Genomic DNA, 19390 nt, shown 5'->3' on the forward strand with positions numbered 1-19390 from the left:
AATCAGACCAAACCAATTGCATCCGCTCGGCATTGTTGACAATGCATCATTTGGGGAAGAATTGAGCTCAGAACGCTTCGGTAGTTTTTAATCAGCTCTTTGGGGGGAGCCATTGTGTGAGCGAGTTTCCCTTGAGGAATTAAAGGCAACAAATTGTGAATATGCGCTCCTCTTTTTTTAACTTCCAAGGCTAAACTATATAACAGGTGTTCATTGACCCCAGGAATAACCACAGTATTGACTTTCACCGTCATTCCGGCCTTTGACGCTTGCTCAAGCCCCAGCAATTGATTATTTATCAGAATCCTTGTCCCCTCAGGACCAATCATAGTTTTTCCTTCCCAGCGAACATGACTATATATCTTAGCACCTACTTGCGAGTCGAGTGTATTGATCGTTACTGTAACGTGGGAAACTCCTATATCCACTAATTCTGCGAGCTTTTCAGGTAAGAGAAGTCCATTGGTACTCAGGCAAAGAATCATTTCCGGAAAGTGCTCTTTAACCTTTCTCAGAGATTTAAAGGTCTCCTCATTAGCTAATGGTTCTCCGGGGCCCGCAATTCCTACAACAGTCAGTTGAGACCCTATAGCAGAGGATTTTGCCTTTAGGACTGTTTTAATCGCTTCTTCAGAGTTAATCACCTTACTGGTCACTCCCGGACGAGATTCATTGGCACAATCAAATTTGCGCACACAATAATTGCAAGATATATTACACTCGGGCGCTACCGCTAAATGGATTCGTCCGGTTTTTCCGTGCCCGGAAGTTGAGAAGCAGGGATGTCCTTGATTTAAATTTGTGCCCGTCATATTCGCATGATTACATTCTCTATGCATATTTAATCTCTCCCATCGTTCATTCTTATTTGTTGCCAATCCACTTCCAAAGCCCTACTGCAATAAATAGACCTCCAGCATCTAGCGATTTAAGACACCTCGCCATCACGACAACCTTGTTACCACGGCGGTATACTAATTCCAACCGTCCTTGGTTAAATCTTGGCGGTGCATTAAATTTAATTCCAACAGTCCTTGGTAGAGCCATGGCGGTGTTCTAATCTCTATCCCTGTTGGAGGAATGACCGTCGGGAGTTTATACTCTGTACATTAAGGCCGCAATAACGACTTACAGGGAATAACATCACTCCTTTCCAAGTCCAAAAGTACACACCTACATGTCAGTGTCCCTTTCACAAAATCAAGCTGATTTTGCCTTAAACGTATACGCCCGGCGAACGCAGATCTTACCACAAGATTGACAACCAATGCATTGATCCTTATTGGCAATCTTGGCAACATGTCGTTCTGTCCCCTCATCATCTTCGAAACTTTCCAAGCTTAAGCATTCCTGGACGCATAATTTCACACATCGTCCACATCCCAGGCACACAGCTTTATTGATTTCATCTACAAATTTGGGAGTCCAGGGTAATCCTCCATAGGTTTTATATACTAAAACGTCACTCAATTTTATCCATCCTCCTTCTAACTGATCCCTAGGTTAATTCGGTTTCTCCCTACTTCTCAAACTTCGATTCTTTAGGAGCTTAATCTCAGAATACTTTTCTAAAAAAACTTAATACTTGAAGCAGCCTCAGCCCTGGCATTTTTTCCAAGTTTCTTCATTAACCAAGGCGGCAGCTTTTTGGATTGCAGCAATTTATTCAATCTTTCAAGTTCATCAGCAATATTCGTACCTTCCGGTACTTTCAAAGGATGAATACCACTTTGTACTAACCGAGCTGCCGCGGGACCGCCGATCTGAGTGCAGTACACAATGGCACACTTTTTAAGCATCTTAATTCGCACATCAACTTTATCTTCGGATTCCTCCATATCTTCAGCTGCAAGGGATGTATGGATAATCTCTTGCGGTTCGTCCGTGAATTTATACATCTCAAATGAAGGGGATGAAGCAAAATGCGAGTCGATCGTTTTTCCGTCGCTACTAGCAAAGGCTACCAGCATACTAAAACCTCCTTTTAATCTCTAAATATCTCTTTTTCCCCCAATCATTAGCATCAGGCCAGTGATATTAACGCCCTTTGGTAATAAGCCATTATCAGATCTACTCTTCATAGAAGCAAAAGAATTTTGAAGGGTGGCTCTCTAACTCAGTGAATTTAACATGTCAAACAAAAACTGCTGAGTGCCTTCATACCCAATCCAACGTTTTTGTGGATAACCCGCACGATCAAAGACAGGCAATCCGGCTCGGAGATGAGGAACTTTGAGCATCCCTGCCGCTTGCCGTCCGTTGGAATTGGCAATGATCAAATCACAATCTGCGGCCCTTTCCTCCAGCGTCTCCAGGTCACCTACTTCTACAGGAAAAGGTAACGATAAGGTATTACCGCTTCCTTGGGATGCCGACAAGGCCACAGGAATTTCCGATCCAACCTCGACCAAGCAGGAACCCAGACTGTACAAAAGATCCATCTCCAGGGCTATGGCAATCTTTTGACCGCCAAGTTGGTCATGATAATCAGCCAGCGTATCCAATAAACGGCTTCTTTGGCGCAAAAGCCTTTCCGGTATCGTCTTACCCGATATCTTAGCCAAGGTTAAGATGAACCTATCTGTTGCCGTCAAACCGGTTAATGATGGACTATTAAAATGAGGGATCTCGTAAGTTTTCTTTAGGAATTCTCCCGCTTTTTCCATACTTAGCCCGAAGGAAAAGCAAGCCTTACATTCCGGTAAGCGCTGAAACTCTTCGATCAGCGTTCCTCCTTGTACCACCGGTGCAGCCTCCAGTTCAGCATGCCCATCTAATGAAATCGAAAGATCGGGAACCGTAATCACTCTATATCCGAAGCTCTTGACAATCTCTTTTAGTTCATCCACATCCCCAGGCGTTAAATGACAGCCAGGCAAAAGGGCTACAGAAGGAGCATCGTTAGAATTCGCAAGTCCCGGGGACTTAGTCTTGCTGGTCTTTCCGGCTAAGGTCATGAGCAGAGCCTCCACCGTTCGCTGATAACCCTCTTGCATAGAACCGATATAGTCTGGTGTACCGGCCAGCACCACTGGCAGATCCTCTAAATCCGGGCGTTCTAAACGCAAACTGGCCAGAGCACTTACCATGTCATCTCCATAGGTTTCCGTGAGACCCGAACTCATAACCCCAATAATTTGAGGCTTGTATTTATCCGCCGCCACGGCAATTCCTTTCTTAAGATGATCCCACCCCCCAAAAATAACTGACTCCTCCAATAAAGCGGTTGAATTAAGAGGAATGGGTTCCTTGTAATGCCTGGAAAGCTGTAAGCGGATAAATGACGAACATCCTTGAGAGCCATGAAGTAATGCCAGAAGTCCATTGACACCCAGAAAGGCCAGAGTAGCGCCTAAAGCAGGGCTGTTTTTCTGAGGGTTCCCATTATAATGTCTTAGCTTAGTCATCCAGTTCACCCTCTCTTGGCGGGAATTCCCGTTTTAAATGTCCCCAAACAGGACTAAGCACTGTGCGAGCTAAGGTCTCTGCGAAAGTAATCATCCCCTGATATCCTGCATAAGGAAGTTTTCTTCCATGGTTAATATCCAAAAAGGGAGTTCTTGTCTTATGGGCCAGATACTTTGTTTTCCCTCCGGCCACGATCAGGTCCGGTTTCTTCTCCGCAATAATCTTGAGAAAGCCTGCTGAACTTGTGTCTTCGATAATCTGGGCCGAAGGATCCATCAATTGTTTCATACGCTGAAAATCTTCAGGCGTCGAGTTTTGGGTTCCTCCAGCTAAAATATTGATCCCTAATTCAGCCAAAGTCGACACCATGGACCAAGTTTTAACCCCGCCCGTGAACAAGATGGCCTGTTTATTCTCAAGTAACTTTTTATACCCTGCAATGGTTTTACGTGTTTCGTCTTCTTTCTTTTGAACATAGACTAAGGTTCGTTCCACTAAATCGGGATCGCCCAGTGCTTTGGCAATCTTAATCAGAGTTTCAGAAGTGTCATGAATCCCGTAAAACGACCCCTCCATAAAAGGTATGCCATAGCGAATTTCCATTTTCCGAACTAAATTGGTCAAGCTTTTAGAGCAGATAAGCACATTAAGACTGGCTCTGTGTGCTGAACGCAAGTCATCAAATTTGGCATCCCCGGTAATAGCCGTTTGTAGGGTAATTCCTAAGTTCTTTAAATCGGGTAAAACCCCCCAAAGATCTCCTGCAATGTTATATTCTCCGATCAGGTTAATGGAAAGGGGTATTTTCTCATCCGAACCGGCAGCACTCCCTATAACCCGATCATATAAAACCTCCCCCGCAATACGATTTCCGATATTCTTATCTCCCAAAAAGCCGGGACAATTAACGGCAATCACCGGGATCGTCAGTTCAGCTTCCGCTTCCCGGCAAACCTTCTCCACGTCATCCCCTATTAATGAAGAAACACAGGTTGCATAGACAAAGATTGCTTTCGGATCATGTTTCGCCGCGATTTCCAAGACCGACTCTTTAAGCTTAATCTCTCCGCCGTAGACTACATCATTTTCCATGATGTCTGTGGTGAGTCCCCGGCGGTACAGTTGGGAACCGGAGGAGCGAGCTCCTCGGTTATCCCAAGAGTTTCCGGCACAGGCAATCGGTCCATGAACAAGGTGGGCCACGTCCGTAATTGGCATGAGCACAACTCGCGCCCCGTCATAAGCGCAACTTCTCTCTGCACCTTCGCCAGGCAGGGCCTTCATGCATAATTTAGGCGAACCGGCATCCGACATGCATTCTTTATCTTTGAGATCCAATTTTGTAAGATTGGTAAACACAAAGACCCCTCCCCTCTTTAACGCATCATTTCAAAGTATGCCTCTGGGGAATTCCTGTCGACTTCCTCCAAAAACGTATTTACGATCATGGTTATCATATTGATAACTCCGGAATACCCGATGATGGGATAACGATGGAGATTCACCCGATCCGTGATAGGGAAACCTATTCTGACCAGCGGAATATTGGCGTCGCGGGCAGCCCATTTTCCATGGGAGTCCCCAATCAACATATCGACCGGTTCCGTAACCAAAAGGGATCTGAGATGCCAAAGGTCTTTGCCTGCATAAAGAGTGGCTCCTTGACCATAAGGGCTGGCCTCCAGCATACTTTCCATGGCTTTCTTAAATAAGGGGGTGGAATTTGTGCAAACGATGTGGACCGGCTCTCCTCCCATTTCCAGCAAGAATGAAACGACGCCTATCAGAACATCCGGATCACCAAACAACGCAAATTTCTTGCCATGAATGTATTGATGGGAATCCGTCATGGCATCGATGGAACGTCCCCGTTCAATGGTAATTTCCTCCGGTACGTCTTTCCCCGTGAATTTGGCGACGGCTTCTATAAATTTGTCCGTGCCCCCAATCCCGATGGGCATAGAAATTACTTCGACCGGGACTTCCTTACCGGCCAGATATTTACGAGTTGTGGGAGTAGAGTAAGTCTGTGCGAATAGGAAACTTCCAGCGTTTAGAGCTTCGTTCATTTCTGTAATAGGTGTTCCCCCTGGGTACAATTCGTAGGTTCCCAAATTAGGAGTATCTAAAACATCACTCTGGTCAGGCAACAGGGTAAAAGGTGCCTCCATTACTTTAAGAAGTCGTTTGTATTCACGAAGATTGGCGGTATAAGTGTCAAAACCCGGGACGACATACAGTCGGTCGTTGATTTTATCCTCCTGTCTGGGCACAGCCAAACACTCAATGAGACCTTTGAGCATGGTGTCATACCCAGTTATATGCGACCCCTTAAAGCTTGGGGTGTTGGCTAATGCTACGGGAAGATCTTTGGGAATCGCTTCTTGTTCTTTGGCATTGCCTAAATAAGCATTGATATCGTCCCCGATGACTTCAGCCATACAGCTGGTGAACATAGCGACCACCTTTGGGCTGTAAAGTGCATTAGCATTCTTCAAACCTTCAATAAGATTAGACTGTCCGCCAAATACCGCAGAATCCTCAGTCATAGAATCAGATACCGCTGCGACCGGTTCCCTGTAATGGCGAGAGAGGGTACTGCGAAAATAAGCGGCGCATCCTTGTGAACCATGAACAAAGGGGAGGCTTGCTTCGATTCCTAAGGCACAAAGCAAGGCTCCCAGGGGTTGGCAAGCTTTGGCCGGATTGATGACCAGTTTTTCACGGGCAAAATTCTTTTCTCGGTATTCTTGAGTATTCAGCCATTCTTTTGTTACCTTAGTACTAGTTTCCATTGTGTGACATCCTTTCTGCCCGATTTATTTTGACCAAGGAGCTTTGATAGATTTCCAGGTTGGGCTGTTAATGGCCATATCCATATCCCGAGCAAAGATAGGAAATCCTTGGTATCCGTGATACGGACCTGAATAATCCCAAGAGTGCATTTGACGGAAGGGAAGCCCCATTTTTTCAAAGACATACTTTTCTTTGATTCCTGATCCAACTAAGTCAGGTTTGAGCTTCTTTACGAACTCTTCCAGCTCTAAAGCTGTCACATCATCATAAATCAACGTTCCTTCTTTTAAGGCAGGAATTGTTTTCTCGTAATCCTCATTATGAGCAAATTCATAGCCTGTTCCGATAACCTCCATGCCCAAATCTTCATAAGCTCCCACAATGTGTCTCGGTCGAAGCCCTCCTACATAAAGCATGACGCTTTTTCCTTCCAGGCGCGGGCGGTAGATATCGATCACTTTCTGCATCGGTACTGTATATTTCTCGATCACTTTTAAGGCTTTTTCCATAATATAGTCATCAAATTGGGCAGCAATTTTAAGAATTGATTCCTTAATTTTAGTGGGTCCGAAGAAGTTAAATTCTATCCAAGGAGTTCCGTAGGTTTCTTCCATGTGTTTTGCAATATAATTCATACTTCTGAAGCAGTGGATTAGATTAAGCTTGACAAGATGTCCATTCTGAAGCATTTCCAGGGTAGAGTCGCCGGTCCAAATATTGACAACCTTTAAACCCATTTCCTCCAAGATTTTTTTACTGGCCCAGGCATCTCCGCCGATATTGTAATCCCCGATAATTCCGATATCGTATTTTCCGATTTCTCTGGCCGGACCTTTACCTAACAGATGATCCCGAATTGCATCATTCGCAATATGATGACCCAAAGACTGGCTTATTCCCCTAAACCCTTCACAACGAACCGGGATGACCGGAAGTTCTATTTTCTCACTCATGCGGCGAGCGACACTTTCAATGTCGTCTCCAATCAGTCCGACAGGACATTCTGAGAGAACAGAAACACCTTTGGCGTTCGGGAAAAGCCCCACAACCTCGTCAATGATTTTCTCCAGTTTTTTGTCCCCACCGTAGATGATATCGCTTTCTTGGAAGTCCGAGGTGAAGAGAAAAGGCACAAAGTTGTCAACGCCGATTTCTCCTTCTGCTAAGTTCCGGCGGTTACCCCAAGAATAATAGCCGCACCCAACAGGTCCATGGGAAATATGCACCACATCCTTGACCGGACCCCAAACAACCCCTTTAGCTCCGGCGTACGCACACCCCCGTGCGGTCATGATTCCGGGAACTGTTTTCGCATTGGATTTGACTGCGCAGCCGGCACACTCACTGTCTTTGACCGCAATATGCTGCCTCCGATTTTTTTTGGCCTTTTCCGGATAAACCTCCAGTACTTCTTCCACAACTTGTTTTCTGAATTCAATTGTTTCCTTTGTGCTCACAACGCTGCCCCCCCTCAATAATCCTATAACCAGCTGATCCTACATTTCCATGATTCCGTATTCCATCAATAACTCTTCCAGCTCCTCCATTGAGATCGGAGTCGGAATGGTCATCATTTTATTGTTCTCGATTTTTTGGGCTAATTTTCGATATTCATCCGCTTGTTTATGGGTCCGGTTATATTCGATAACGGTCATTTTACGCAATTCAGCCCGTTGGACCTCGTTATCCCGGGGGATGAAGTGAATTAGCTGAGTATTAATTTTTTTGGCCAAGGCTTCCATTAATTCTAGTTCTTTGTCTGTTTGACGACTGTTACAAATCAAGCCACCAAGACGAACGGTCCCGGTTGTCGCGTATTTTAAGATTCCTCTCGAAATGTTATTGGCTGCATACATAGCCATCATTTCTCCCGAGGCAACAATGTATATTTCCTTGGCTTTATTCTCGCGGATCGGCATAGCAAATCCGCCGCAAACTACGTCCCCTAAAACATCGTAGAACACATAATCCGTATCCTCTGTATACGCCCCGTTTTCCTCCAGGAAGTTAATGGCTGTGATTACCCCCCGGCCTGCACAACCGACACCCGGTTCCGGACCGCCGGATTCTGCACATTTAACGCCTAAAAACCCTTGCATCAAAACCTCATCCAGTTCCAGATCTTCGACAGTCCCCCTTTCACGGGCTAAGTCCATAACTGTTGCTTGGGCTTTAGTGTGCATAATCAAACGTGTGGAATCTGCTTTAGGGTCACAGCCGACAATCGTAATCTTCCTGCCCATTTCAGCCAGTGCGACAACCGTGTTTTGGGTTGTGGTTGATTTTCCGATACCGCCTTTGCCGTATATCGCGATTTGTCTCATATCAATACATCTCCTTAACTTACCTAATCAAATTTCCGGGTAATTTATATATCAATCTAAACAACTGCTTCTTTTCCCACTTCCCCCGTGCGAACCCGAACAACCTCTTTCAATGGACAGACGAAGATCTTACCATCCCCCATGTGCCCCGTCTGATTAGCCTTAATAATCACGCCGACGGCATCTTCTACTTGGTCGTCCTGAACCACAAGGGTTAACAACCGTTTGGGAATCCAATGGAATCTGGGCTCATCAGTGTTTTCACCGCCCATCACCGAATTCAATTCAGGATCAATCTCAGCCGCCCATCCCCCGATGCCCCCCTGCTTCCCTCGACCCTCAACGCTTTGTATGGTCAAAGCAGGGAAGCCTGCATCCTCAAAAGCCTTTTTTGTCGCCGGTACCTGATGACGTCGAATCACCATCATTATTTCCTTCATCGTTACAACCCCTTTGTCCCTTTACTTACGGTATAAGCCTCTTCCACTTCCGTCACAAAGATTTTTCCATCTCCCATGGTTCCTGTTTTGGCACTCTCCAGAATGACACTTATAGCCTCATCCAACTTTTCATCCTCTACAACCATGAGCAGCAAAGTTTTGGGAAACTCATCATAAACCACATCCCCAATTCGAATCCCTTTAGTTCTGCCGCGACCAAAGACGTGCATCTTTGTCAACGAGGGCATTCCGACCTGCGCTAAAGCTTCAGACACAACCTCAGATTTATCGGGTCTTACAATTGCTCTAATCATTTTCATATAGTTCATCCTCCTCAAAATTAAGTCTCTTTTCATAGCCCGCAGTCATCCATGAGTCAAAATAAATGTCCACCGCATCACCTCCCTTAAGCAGCACTGAGTTCAAATCGTCAAAGTAACTCTTGTTTTAATCTCGCAACTAAGCCCTTCCTCTCTGTCTGATCTGAGAGTCAACGATGAAAAGACAAAGAGAGCCCTTAATTAATTAAACTAATTAAGGGCTCTCTAAAACACTTTTCCGCTCCAAATCCACGATTGATTTGGTGCCCGGTTATGAAGTTATACTATGGAAATAAATATTCGCTTTAGTCTTCTCAGACTTACTCTAACTCTAACTCTGTCACTAATTCGTTATTCTAGTATCTAACAATCCCGATATCTCGGTATCTTAGTATTCTTATATTTAGCTATATCGGCATCTCGGTATCTAGCTATCTTAGTATCTCTCGATCTGAAAACTTTTTGACTCTGTCCCAGCTCCTATATTCTCAAGATCCCTATTCTTTGATCTAACTCTCTGACTCTTTCATTCCTAACTCTTAACCTTTTTCTCTCTAATCAAAGATGCATTACACCTAATCCTACACGTGCGTGTTCTAAGAGAGGGTGAAGGGAAGAACGGCCATAAATCGCTACCGCAATCCATTCGGTGTCCGTCGTTAACCCGATTTTAAGAGCGAAACTAGCATTACTGTTAGTATGAATAAAAATACTGTTGCTCGCTTCTAAGGTAGCATGGATAAGGGCATGAATCTTTCGGTCTTCCTTGGGAATGACCCCAGTATTAAATGCTGTTGCCATCACCGAATTTGTAAGCTTACCCGTATGTTGGAGATTCGCAACAGTTCCCCCAAGTTCGGTCACACCACAACGCAGATTATATGACTCAAACAGAGACTTCTTAAGTTTCTCCTCTTCCTCTCTGGTCTGTGTCATAGCTAACAACAAGGCTGAGCGTTCTAAGGAAGGTTTCACTTTTTCCATGGGTACCGATGCTTTCAAGTTTCGCTCCCCCTTTGTTACAAGTTATCGCCTTCGTTGCACTTAAACTTCCTAACTAGAATTAGAAAAAGCCGCCAGATATCTTTTAAGATATCATGACGGCTCCATTGCCGAATCCTTTTCACTGAGTATATTCCATATAGTACTTGATATTGCGCTCTTTGTCATCAAGCAAAAAAAACCAAATCTGTTGAAATACTATCAAATATATCATGTTTAAGTACCATATTAAGCCGTAACGCTATTTTACTTGAATTTACATCATCCTGGCAATCAGCTATTCTCAGCATTATTTAAGTATTTATTCCGAATAATTGACTCAATTACTGCGTGAGATTAAATCGTTGACTTAACGTGTTCCCATCTTTCGGCGCACTAAACCCATGACCTGCCTAAACTCATCCATCCTGAACAACTTTGCCATAAAGGCAAATACAATCACTCCAACTGCAGTTCCAGTTATCAATATGAACAACGAACCAAAGGTACGGACACCAGTCAGCGGAGTGAGCCATTCATTCCACCCCCAGATCACACCTGCCATAATAATCGAAGCTGCCAAAGATTTTATACTTGTCCAAAACATCGCCCACCCGTCCATTTTTCCTAACCTCTTGCGCAACAGGTAAAACAGTAACAACATATTCACAAAAGCTGCAATTGTAGTGGCAAAAGCTAAACCTCCATGAGCCAAGGGCCCAATCAATAGATACATGGCTAATATGTTAACCGCCATTGCAATAATTCCTAATATAACAGGAGTCCAAGTATCCTGAAGGGCATAAAATGCCCTTGGCAGAATCTGAATGACCGCTTGTGAAGATATGCCTATCGAAAAATAAAACAGAGGAATCGCCATGGTAAATGTGTCGTCTGCCGAAAACTGACCATGCTGAAATAGAACACGGATCAGGGGAAAACGCAAAACAATCATACCTGCAGAAATGGGCAGGGTTATGAAAATGACCATGCGAATGGCATTGGACAGTGTTTGCCGGAAATCATCCCACCGCTTCAGAGCCGCTTGCTCAGTCATCGTCGGAAAGGTCGCCACAGCAATAGCTAAAGCAAAAATCCCCACAGGCAACTGAAAGAGGCGATAAGAATACCACACTGAAGTAATACTTCCCGGAAAGAGCAACGACCCAAAGTTATTATTAACAACAACCTGGATTTGGTTGAGAGAATAACTAAGAATAATAGGTACTGCTAAAGCCCCAATCAGACGAACACCCGGATGGTTCAAATCAATCATCGGATAATACCGTATCCCTACCTTGCGCAAAGCCGGAATTTGAACTGCAAAACTTACTAAAGCCCCAACAACCACCCCAAAGGCAAAACCCGAAACGCTCTCAGGTTTTTCCGGATTGGCTAAAATCGTTCCAAAAAAGATAATACATGCATTATAGAGCACAGTCCCCAAAGCTGAAGGCCAGAAAATCTTATACGAATTCAAAACCCCCATGGTCAACCCGCTTAGAGCCATGAACAAGGGCTGAATCAAGAGAATTCGAGTTAAATGAGTCGCTAAAACCATATTCTCAGGTGCAAACCCCGGCACCACCAGACGAATAAACTGGGGAGTAAAAAAGAGCCCCAAAAGCACAAACACTCCCAAAGTAAGTAAGATCAAATTAATAACGGAACTGACTACACGCCAGCCCTCATCCTCATTACCCTTAGCAATAAATTCTGAAAAGACAGGAATAAAGGCGGCACTCAAAACTCCGCCCACTAAAAGCCAATATAATAAATCCGGAAGAACAAAAGCAGTATTGTAAGCATCCGTGACACCACTTTGTCCAAAGAAACCCGCCATCAATGATTCTCGCAAAAAACCTAAAATACGCGATACCATTTGAGCGGCCATAAGAAACCCTGCTGCTTTCATAAGTGTTCGGTTGGTTGATGACATAATGAATTAACCTCTTCTCCCCATCGCTAACTCTGCCATCCGAATTATAGCATTTTTCACCATGCGAAAAAAGAGAAACCTTTCCAATCCAGAAGGCAAGCAGAAAGCAGGGGGATAGTTCTAATTATCCCAAATAACTTTTACGCAAATTTCTTCTTAATACACGCCTTAGCATCAAAGATGCAAACAGCCCCCTTAGACCTCGTTCCCTACCCGTCGACCCCAAAGCCAGAGGAAGTTTCTTAGCTTAGAGAGTACGATTAGTGGAATTTGCGTCAATGAGCGCAGTTGATCAGGCGTGAAGAACCGCAACTGTTCACATGCAGAAAGCCCAGAAGTTTTGCGGTTTAGCCTGAGCAACAAGTGAATAGCAAATGCAACGTTGTGCGAACGTGCTAAGACACTTCCTCTAACCACTCAGCCAAAACCTCCGCAAAAGCCTCCGCCGCCCTATTAGATTCATCTAGCGTATTATACTGACTCCCAAATTCAAGCAATAATCCACCATCAGAAAGGTGTTGGTTGTACCTCGCCTCGCCTGCATAAATAATATTCGAAACAAAAAGCCCCGGATATTTTTTTTCCCCTATAGCCATCAATTCCTTAGCTAAAGCCTCATTCTTCTGCCAATGAGGATTTTTCTTCCCAATCACAAATAAAATTTCACTGCTTTCCAGTCCCTTCACTTTGACCGTTGACTTAGGAAATCCCGGCGGGAGTCCATCCCGATGAACATCCAATAATACCTTAATAGAAGGATATTCCTCAATCAGTTGAGTTGCTGTCTTCACAGACTCACTGTATGCTTTCATAAAATCGACTGCGTCATGGATTTTCGAATCATGCACTGCACCGATTCCATTTTTTTCGAGGGCTTTTTTTAGTGTCTCTCCCACAGTAACAATATCTCCATTTTCCCCCTGTACCCGATCAGGCCCCCCATTTCCCGCATAGCTTTCACTATTGTGAGTGTTATAAACTCCTACGACCACTTCCCTATCACCTTGTACCGCAGGCGGAGAAGGATTAGGAGACTCGTTCCCTTTAGGGGTCTGGCCATTAATCGGTTCTAAGATTGGACCCTCAAACTCAGGATCGTCCGGGTTATATGCCCACCCTAACCATACCGGGCCTTGGGCAGTATGAGAATAATAGCCCAAAAAGAATGTGCGAGGGTCTGAAATATTTACACCTGTCAATAAAAACATGCTTACAGCCGCGCCTTGATGTCTGGTTAAGTCCATACGAGCCCGTTCCGGTTGAGAAAAGCCCGGAGCCCCTTCTAACAAAATGGCTTCAAAGGGAAAAGATTGTTGAGTCAGAAAGTGAACAAACTGGTGGGAACTTCCGCTGCGAAGGGCATAACCTAATCCTAAGATCACCAGAAGACTTACAGCTCCCAGCATAAACCCACGCATCCATTCTTTAAATGTCCAAATTCTAAAGTGCTTTTTTTGTCGATGATAAAAATCTTCCCGCAACAAAGGACTTGTCCCCCTTCCTCTTATTGAAGAAATATGAAGGACAAGTCCAAGGTAGAACCCTGTAACTATTATTTTCTAAAGAAAACTAAACTTATCATTATTATGTTCATCGAAGCGTTGTCGGAACAAAGCTGTCGACAATTCCAATGACTAGAGAAGCCAACAGGGCACCTATAATAGAAACTGAAATGGATCCAGGAACAAGATACTGACTGAAGTAAATTACAACAGCCGCGGTGAGAAACCCGATTGAACCGCGTCCCATACGGGTAATCTTATCTCCAAATACTCTTTCAATAACATAACCCAGTATAGCAATCACAGCAGCTGCGATAAGCGCTCCTGTAAATCCAGCTACACGAAGTCCCGGAACGATCCAACTCACCAAAAGCAGAACCAGAGCAGATACAATAAACCGTACGATCATTCCTATCATTTACAAATCCCTCCAATTATTTTCTTACTAACACTCATTGTGTTTTATTTGATACAAGGTATAGTTTAAACAAAATGATCAATTTTTATTTACATTGTATTAATTTCCTGAATTTCCTTGATAATTTCGGACCCTGATGTTAGAATATAGTTTGTGCAACAATGCGAATAATATCAATAACCAAAGGGGGTGACTATTAGTGCCAAACATTAAATCCGCAATCAAAAGAGTTGAGTTGGGAAAAGCTCGCACGATTAAAAATGCTGCTGCGAAATCTGCTTTACGGACAACCATTCGCCGTTTTGACGAAGCAATCAGCACGGATTCCGAAACCGCAGCACTCGCTTTGAAAAAAGCTGCTCGTGCTTTGGATAAAGCCTCCTCCAAGGGTTTGATTCATAAAAACTTAGCTGCTCGCAAGAAGTCCCGTCTTACGAGAAGATTCAGCAAACATTTCGCCCAAGTAGGCTAAACATCCTTGCAAAAAAAGAAGCGACAATTTGTCGCTTCTTTTTTTATGCCCTTCTTCTACTACGCGCATACGCATGCCACTATGACACTGTTTGCATCATTGATGCAAACATTCCCTTTACATCCTCCCAATCCTGTCGCCTTCTTCCTCCCCACAAAACCGAACAATCATCATTTCCAATAGCAATCCCGAATCCCCGCCCCCTGATTTCAAAGCCACATCTGTGTTCAAACACTCAAACAGCCCTTTGGACAGTTGTTTCGTCGATAATCTTAGTGATTGTTGCCAAACCTTTTGAGCTTCATATGGTTTAATCCCTAAAGCAGAAGGAACCTCAGATAAACCTCCCCCTCGTTTCCGAAGAGCATCACAGCCAAGGAGAAGTCGAACTTGCCTAACCATTAACGTTAGGACCTTCAAAGGATGTTCGTCACGTAACACTTCACGCAAAGTCTGAATAGCCTTTGCAGAGGAGCGAACAGCCACCGCATCCAGAAGATTAAAAATGCTGGCCTCAATCGTACGGGTAGTAATCTTCTTAACCTCTTCCATCGTTATCTTGGGGCGATCCCCTGCATAAATGACTAGTTTATCTAATTCTTGACTTAGAACACCTGTTTGATGCCCTGCCCAGTCAATAAACTGAGAGGCCACCTGAGAATCCATCGATTTTCCCCGTATTTTCAATTCAGACTGGATCCAAGCGAGCCACTCCTGCGGACGTTTCGGAGCACAAAATTCCAATATCCCCCCAGTCCGATCTAAAGTTTTATACAGTTTTCTTCCTCTATGCACACTTTCAGCGATAAATAAAAGGCAGGTAGAGGGATTCGGATTCGAAAAATATTCCAGAAACGGCTCTAAATCTGCCGTCTGCCCATCTTGAAAGTATGTTGCATCATCAACCACCACAAGTCGGTTGGCAAAGAAAGACATGGTATTCGCTCTCTCAACGATCTCTGCAGGAGATAACTCTTTAGGGTCAACCATTTCAATCCCGCTGCCCGAAGGATCCGTCGTGAAATAGAAGGACTTAAGGACTTTCAACCCTTCCTTAATTAAAAAGCGATCCTCACCATACCAAAGATAAACAAGCGGAATCTTTCCCTTCTCTATGATTTCCTTAATTCGTTCAATTTCACGCATTTAAACCACCTCTATCGCTTATTATAATTGGTATGAATTCAATAGTCCAAGGCGGTTTTCCTCTTATACAAAAAAAAGCCCTCCACGGTAGTGGAGGAGCAAAAGAAAGAGGAGGAGAAAAGAGATGTTCCCTGTTATTGTTACCCAGTATTTCCTTTTTATACATCTCAATCCCAATCAAGAATAAATAAATATTTTAATGATTAGCGACCGGGAATAATTTCAACCCCATCGTCTCCTAACAAAAGTCGTATTGTCCCGTGATTATCCGTCCGAAAAACCGGAATATGACGTTCCTCCCAATACTTCAACACTTCCTGAGAGGGATGTCCAAAGGAATTTTTTCCTACTGAAATCACTACCGCCTGGGGATACATATTATCTAACCAAGGTGTGTATAAGGAAAACCTACTTCCATGATGCGGCACCTTAAAAATATCCGTTTCCAAATCTGCGCCGGTCTCATATATGTCCTGCATTTCTTCTTGCTCCATATCAGCGGTTAGCATAACGCTTTGCCTTAGATAATTAAGCTTGAGCACCAAAGAATTATTGTTCGGATCTGAATGTGTCCCTTCGAGAATTTGATGGGGACCTAAAACCGCCAACCAGACCCCCGAGCCCAAATCAATTTGATCACCCGCTTCAAGCATACGCAGTTTCTCTGACTGTCTGGTTAACCCCGGGGGGAGCCCCTCTTGCCATTCCTCATTTTCCAGACCCTCACCAACAGCAGGAACCCCTACCCAATCTGCAGGAATATTATCAAGCACTGCCCGTACTCCACCAATATGATCCGCATGTTCATGAGTAATCAATAAAGCATCCAAGTGCCCAATTCCTCTATTTAATAAGTAAGGCAAAACAATACGTTCCCCTGCATCGAAGGTATCACTTCGTGGTCCGGCATCGATCAAAACTGCCTGTTTCTCCGGGCCTCGAATTAATATGGCATCTCCTTGCCCTACATCGATCATGACCACTTCCAGATCAGTTTGTGAATTCCAAGGACTCCAGAGCAAGAATACAATAAGTAAGATACCACCCCAACGAACCAACAATCGATTGACAGTAAAGGGGCTAAACGACAAATTAACCAGCCTTCGTTGCATACCTTGACAAAGTTCCCAGGGACATCGCTCAATCAGCTTAGAGGCAATAACGCTTAACCCTCTGCGGTGGTAAACCCATCTGACTTTCAGGGTAAAAAGAGCACGCTCTTTTCCCCACAGAACAATTCCTATTCCACCATACCAAACAATCCAAAAAATAGGTCCCGGGTTTAAAACCCAGACATCAGCATATGGTAATTCTGCCAACATCTTTAGAATAATATTCGTTCCTTTTAATAACCATAAACTCGCCTGAAACAAAGGAGCAGATAATACTCCGGAAAAAGAGAGAATTACCCCTATAAGCCCTAATTCCAATACACTGCCTAAGATAAAAAGAATAAAGACATTCACCAATAAACCGATCAATGATACACGATGAAACGCTGCAATTAGGAGTGGAAAGGTAGCGACTTGCGCTGCTATGGAACAGGCAAAAGCAAACCGAAGCAACCCAGGAATAATTGCGAAAAACTTCACCTTAAGAATTCTTGGAGTCAACACAACGATTCCCCAAGCGGCTGCAAATGACAGTTGAAACCCCAGATCTTGAATAATTAAAGGGTTATAGATAAAAAGCCCCACCGCAGCAAAAAACAACCATCTTAGGGTAGCCACTTTTCCCCGGCCCAAACGCCCAAGTAAAAGTGCGCTCCCCAAAATAGTTGCCCTGACAATCGGAGCATTTCCCCCACAAAGCGCTGCATAAAGTACCAACCCCAAAAGCGTGCCAAAAATCCTAATCCGCATGGGTAAAAAGCCTAAAAGGAACCAAGAAAACCCCAGTACAAAAGCAACATTGGAGCCTGAAGCAGCAAAAACGTGAAGCACACCAGTCACCTTATATCGTTCTTGAACCACTTCAGGTATACGACTTGAATCCCCAAAAAGAATCCCTTCTAATACCCCCGTCTCCTCCGAATCCCAAGCCAAAAGCCTGTTTCGCACCTGTTGACGAATCTTCCAAGTCAGACTCGGCTCTCCCGCAGAGAGAAGCACCACATCCCCTTGGGCATACATACTTCCGCTTAACCCTCTAACTCCATAATAAAGGCGCACATCAAACCCGCCTGGTGTACCAAGGGACTTTGGCCTCTCCAAGTGAGCCTTGAAACTGACCTGATCTCCAGGCAGAACCCGTTTCCACTCCCCAGAAAACTCCCCCAAGCTATCCGGATAAACAGTTAACCGATAGGACTGCCCCTTAACCTCCCCTTCCACAACTCTTATCAACCCGACAACCTTATCCTTAGAAACATTCCAATCTTTTATGAGACCAACAATTTCCACACGATCTAAGATAAGAGGTTCCGGCAAAGAACGCTCCCCAAGTGCCCCATAGACAAAGCCGAGCAGGAGACTCGCTGCCAGCAATGGAATCTCCGGACGAAACAATCTCCCAAAAAAATCACGAGGACGCCAAAATAATAAGCGTACCCCTAACAGAATAAGAATCCCAAAAATCCAAAAACGTCCTTGAACCGGAAGGTAAGCCCCAGATAGCCCCCCCACCAAGAGAGCCACCCCTCGAATAATCCAAGGATCCCTCATGGTCCAACCGTCACTTGAGACGCCATCTTCTCGAAAGTTTTGGGACCAATACCAGAAACATTCTGTATATCTTCAGCCTTAGCAAAAAGGCCATGTTCAGTCCGATATTGAATAATTCGCTCCGCTAACGCCGGACCAACACCAGACAGTTTGTCCAGCTCAGCCGCTCCGGCAGTATTAATATTTATTTTTCCGCCCTCCGACACCGGAATCCCAACCGGTGCAGAAGAAACAACCGGCACCGAATCGACCCCTCCAGGATCACTTGAATTCCCAGCCGGATCCGGAGAAATAACCACAGCCTTACGCGGAACAGTAATCTTTTGGCCATCCTTAAGCTTTTCAGCCGGATTCATACTCTCTAAATTCGCCTCCGGCAACAGTTGAACCTGCTTAAGAGCATCATCCAAACGAGCATCAGGCGCTAAATGAACAAGTCCCGATTTTTCAACCGCCCCCGCAACATACACAACAATCTCACGACTAGAATCCGCTTTTTGAACATAGGCATAGGTGCCATGAGGAAGAAAAAGCTTCCAAATCGCCAGAATAACCACCCCAACCAGCACAAACCACCAAGCATAGCGAAGCTTCCCTTCCATCATCCCATTCCCCCCGCCTCTATCAAATCATTATCCCACTAGTCTGCTTCAATTCCTCTTTATTCCTTCTTTTTCCTGCCGCGAAGACTCACTTATCCTGTCGCATTAGGTATATTCAGAATTATGTTAGTGGGATTTGCTTGCAGTTTACAAAGAAAATAATGCTCACCCGCCCCATAAATACCTTGATAAACAAAAAAATCCGCTATTTATTTCTAAATACGGATTTTAGTAATAATATCACCTCATTTTTTAATTCAATCCACCGACACATATGGGCAAACTCCGTGAAAGCGACCCCAAAATACGGGGCAGTGCACACGGACGTGCACTGCCGCCAATGCGCCAAGGATGGCACCTTTAGCGAGGACCCAGTTCC

General features: G+C 44.5%; 18 protein-coding genes. 1 reads left to right on the plus strand and 17 read right to left on the minus strand.

Going from position 1 to position 19390, the window contains the following annotated elements; genetic code table 11:
* Window positions 1-2: 2 nt before the first annotated feature.
* From LJE72_RS01590 to LJE72_RS01655, 14 genes are all read right to left on the minus strand, one after another.
* Window positions 3-839 carry a radical SAM protein gene (locus LJE72_RS01590; protein ID WP_229245593.1) on the minus strand — a complete coding sequence of 279 codons (837 nt, stop codon included), beginning with the start codon at window positions 837-839 and terminating at the stop codon, window positions 3-5.
* Window positions 840-1200: 361 nt separating this feature from the next.
* Entirely contained in the window at window positions 1201-1470 is a 270-nt protein-coding gene (locus tag LJE72_RS01595; RefSeq protein WP_229245594.1) for a 4Fe-4S dicluster domain-containing protein, read from the minus strand.
* Window positions 1471-1568: 98 nt separating this feature from the next.
* Window positions 1569-1970 carry a NifB/NifX family molybdenum-iron cluster-binding protein gene (locus tag LJE72_RS01600; protein WP_229245596.1) on the minus strand — a complete coding sequence of 134 codons (402 nt, stop codon included), beginning with the start codon at window positions 1968-1970 and terminating at the stop codon, window positions 1569-1571.
* 141 nt (window positions 1971-2111) lie between these two features.
* A complete protein-coding gene (nifN, locus tag LJE72_RS01605; RefSeq protein WP_229245598.1) occupies window positions 2112-3407 on the minus strand; it encodes a nitrogenase iron-molybdenum cofactor biosynthesis protein NifN in 1296 nt (431 codons plus the stop codon).
* Window positions 3400-4767 (minus strand): nitrogenase iron-molybdenum cofactor biosynthesis protein NifE, encoded by a 1368-nt coding sequence (gene nifE / locus LJE72_RS01610; RefSeq protein WP_229245600.1) that lies wholly within the window; start codon window positions 4765-4767, stop codon window positions 3400-3402. The genes nifN and nifE overlap by 8 nt, the downstream gene beginning before the upstream one ends.
* Window positions 4768-4784: 17 nt before the next feature.
* Window positions 4785-6203 carry a nitrogenase molybdenum-iron protein subunit beta gene (nifK, locus tag LJE72_RS01615; RefSeq protein ID WP_229245610.1) on the minus strand — a complete coding sequence of 473 codons (1419 nt, stop codon included), beginning with the start codon at window positions 6201-6203 and terminating at the stop codon, window positions 4785-4787.
* 24 nt (window positions 6204-6227) lie between these two features.
* Window positions 6228-7661: a nitrogenase molybdenum-iron protein alpha chain gene (gene nifD, locus LJE72_RS01620; protein ID WP_229245612.1), complete on the minus strand. Its 1434-nt coding sequence runs from the start codon at window positions 7659-7661 to the stop codon at window positions 6228-6230.
* Between the two features lie 39 nt (window positions 7662-7700).
* A complete protein-coding gene (gene nifH / locus LJE72_RS01625) occupies window positions 7701-8528 on the minus strand; it encodes a nitrogenase iron protein (RefSeq protein WP_229245617.1) in 828 nt (275 codons plus the stop codon).
* Between the two features lie 56 nt (window positions 8529-8584).
* Window positions 8585-8968, minus strand: a complete 384-nt coding sequence (locus LJE72_RS01630; protein WP_073028689.1) for a P-II family nitrogen regulator — start codon at window positions 8966-8968, stop codon at window positions 8585-8587.
* Window positions 8969-8970: 2 nt separating this feature from the next.
* Window positions 8971-9288, minus strand: a complete 318-nt coding sequence (locus tag LJE72_RS01635) for a P-II family nitrogen regulator (protein ID WP_229245619.1) — start codon at window positions 9286-9288, stop codon at window positions 8971-8973.
* Window positions 9289-9846: 558 nt separating this feature from the next.
* Window positions 9847-10290 carry a HutP family protein gene (locus tag LJE72_RS01640; RefSeq protein WP_229245621.1) on the minus strand — a complete coding sequence of 148 codons (444 nt, stop codon included), beginning with the start codon at window positions 10288-10290 and terminating at the stop codon, window positions 9847-9849.
* 349 nt (window positions 10291-10639) lie between these two features.
* Window positions 10640-12208: a murein biosynthesis integral membrane protein MurJ gene (gene murJ / locus LJE72_RS01645; protein WP_229245623.1), complete on the minus strand. Its 1569-nt coding sequence runs from the start codon at window positions 12206-12208 to the stop codon at window positions 10640-10642.
* A gap of 395 nt (window positions 12209-12603) precedes the next feature.
* Entirely contained in the window at window positions 12604-13692 is a 1089-nt protein-coding gene (spoIIP, locus tag LJE72_RS01650) for a stage II sporulation protein P (protein ID WP_229245625.1), read from the minus strand.
* 106 nt (window positions 13693-13798) lie between these two features.
* Window positions 13799-14128: a phage holin family protein gene (locus LJE72_RS01655; protein ID WP_229245627.1), complete on the minus strand. Its 330-nt coding sequence runs from the start codon at window positions 14126-14128 to the stop codon at window positions 13799-13801.
* 199 nt (window positions 14129-14327) lie between these two features.
* Between LJE72_RS01655 and rpsT the strand changes: the two genes are divergently transcribed.
* Window positions 14328-14600, plus strand: a complete 273-nt coding sequence (gene rpsT, locus LJE72_RS01660) for a 30S ribosomal protein S20 (RefSeq protein ID WP_229245634.1) — start codon at window positions 14328-14330, stop codon at window positions 14598-14600.
* A 117-nt stretch (window positions 14601-14717) separates the two neighbouring features.
* Here rpsT and holA read toward each other — a convergent pair whose 3' ends face one another.
* The 3 genes from holA to LJE72_RS01675 form a co-directional block, all read right to left on the minus strand.
* Entirely contained in the window at window positions 14718-15746 is a 1029-nt protein-coding gene (holA, locus tag LJE72_RS01665; protein ID WP_229245637.1) for a DNA polymerase III subunit delta, read from the minus strand.
* Between the two features lie 203 nt (window positions 15747-15949).
* A complete protein-coding gene (locus LJE72_RS01670) occupies window positions 15950-18409 on the minus strand; it encodes a DNA internalization-related competence protein ComEC/Rec2 (RefSeq protein ID WP_229245639.1) in 2460 nt (819 codons plus the stop codon).
* On the minus strand, window positions 18406-19011 hold the full coding sequence (locus LJE72_RS01675) for a ComEA family DNA-binding protein (RefSeq protein WP_229245940.1): 606 nt from the start codon (window positions 19009-19011) through the stop codon (window positions 18406-18408). Before LJE72_RS01675 ends, LJE72_RS01670 begins: the two co-directional genes overlap by 4 nt.
* Window positions 19012-19390: the final 379 nt, after the last annotated feature.

It is taken from the genome of Desulfosporosinus shakirovi (assembly GCF_020595055.1).
GTDB lineage: Bacteria > Bacillota > Desulfitobacteriia > Desulfitobacteriales > Desulfitobacteriaceae > Desulfosporosinus > Desulfosporosinus shakirovi.

Excerpts from the sequence above, each read along its gene's own strand:
- LJE72_RS01590 (WP_229245593.1), bottom strand. The coding sequence starts at position 839 with ATGCATAGAGAATGTAATCATGCGAATATGACGGGCACAAATTTAAAT.
- LJE72_RS01600 (WP_229245596.1), bottom strand. The coding sequence starts at position 1,970 with ATGCTGGTAGCCTTTGCTAGTAGCGACGGAAAAACGATCGACTCGCAT.
- nifN (WP_229245598.1), bottom strand. The coding sequence starts at position 3,407 with ATGACTAAGCTAAGACATTATAATGGGAACCCTCAGAAAAACAGCCCT.
- nifK (WP_229245610.1), bottom strand. The coding sequence starts at position 6,203 with ATGGAAACTAGTACTAAGGTAACAAAAGAATGGCTGAATACTCAAGAA.
- nifH (WP_229245617.1), bottom strand. The coding sequence starts at position 8,528 with ATGAGACAAATCGCGATATACGGCAAAGGCGGTATCGGAAAATCAACC.
- LJE72_RS01630 (WP_073028689.1), bottom strand. The coding sequence starts at position 8,968 with ATGAAGGAAATAATGATGGTGATTCGACGTCATCAGGTACCGGCGACA.
- LJE72_RS01635 (WP_229245619.1), bottom strand. The coding sequence starts at position 9,288 with ATGAAAATGATTAGAGCAATTGTAAGACCCGATAAATCTGAGGTTGTG.
- murJ (WP_229245623.1), bottom strand. The coding sequence starts at position 12,208 with ATGTCATCAACCAACCGAACACTTATGAAAGCAGCAGGGTTTCTTATG.
- LJE72_RS01655 (WP_229245627.1), bottom strand. The coding sequence starts at position 14,128 with ATGATAGGAATGATCGTACGGTTTATTGTATCTGCTCTGGTTCTGCTT.
- holA (WP_229245637.1), bottom strand. The coding sequence starts at position 15,746 with ATGCGTGAAATTGAACGAATTAAGGAAATCATAGAGAAGGGAAAGATT.
- LJE72_RS01670 (WP_229245639.1), bottom strand. The coding sequence starts at position 18,409 with ATGAGGGATCCTTGGATTATTCGAGGGGTGGCTCTCTTGGTGGGGGGG.
- LJE72_RS01675 (WP_229245940.1), bottom strand. The coding sequence starts at position 19,011 with ATGGAAGGGAAGCTTCGCTATGCTTGGTGGTTTGTGCTGGTTGGGGTG.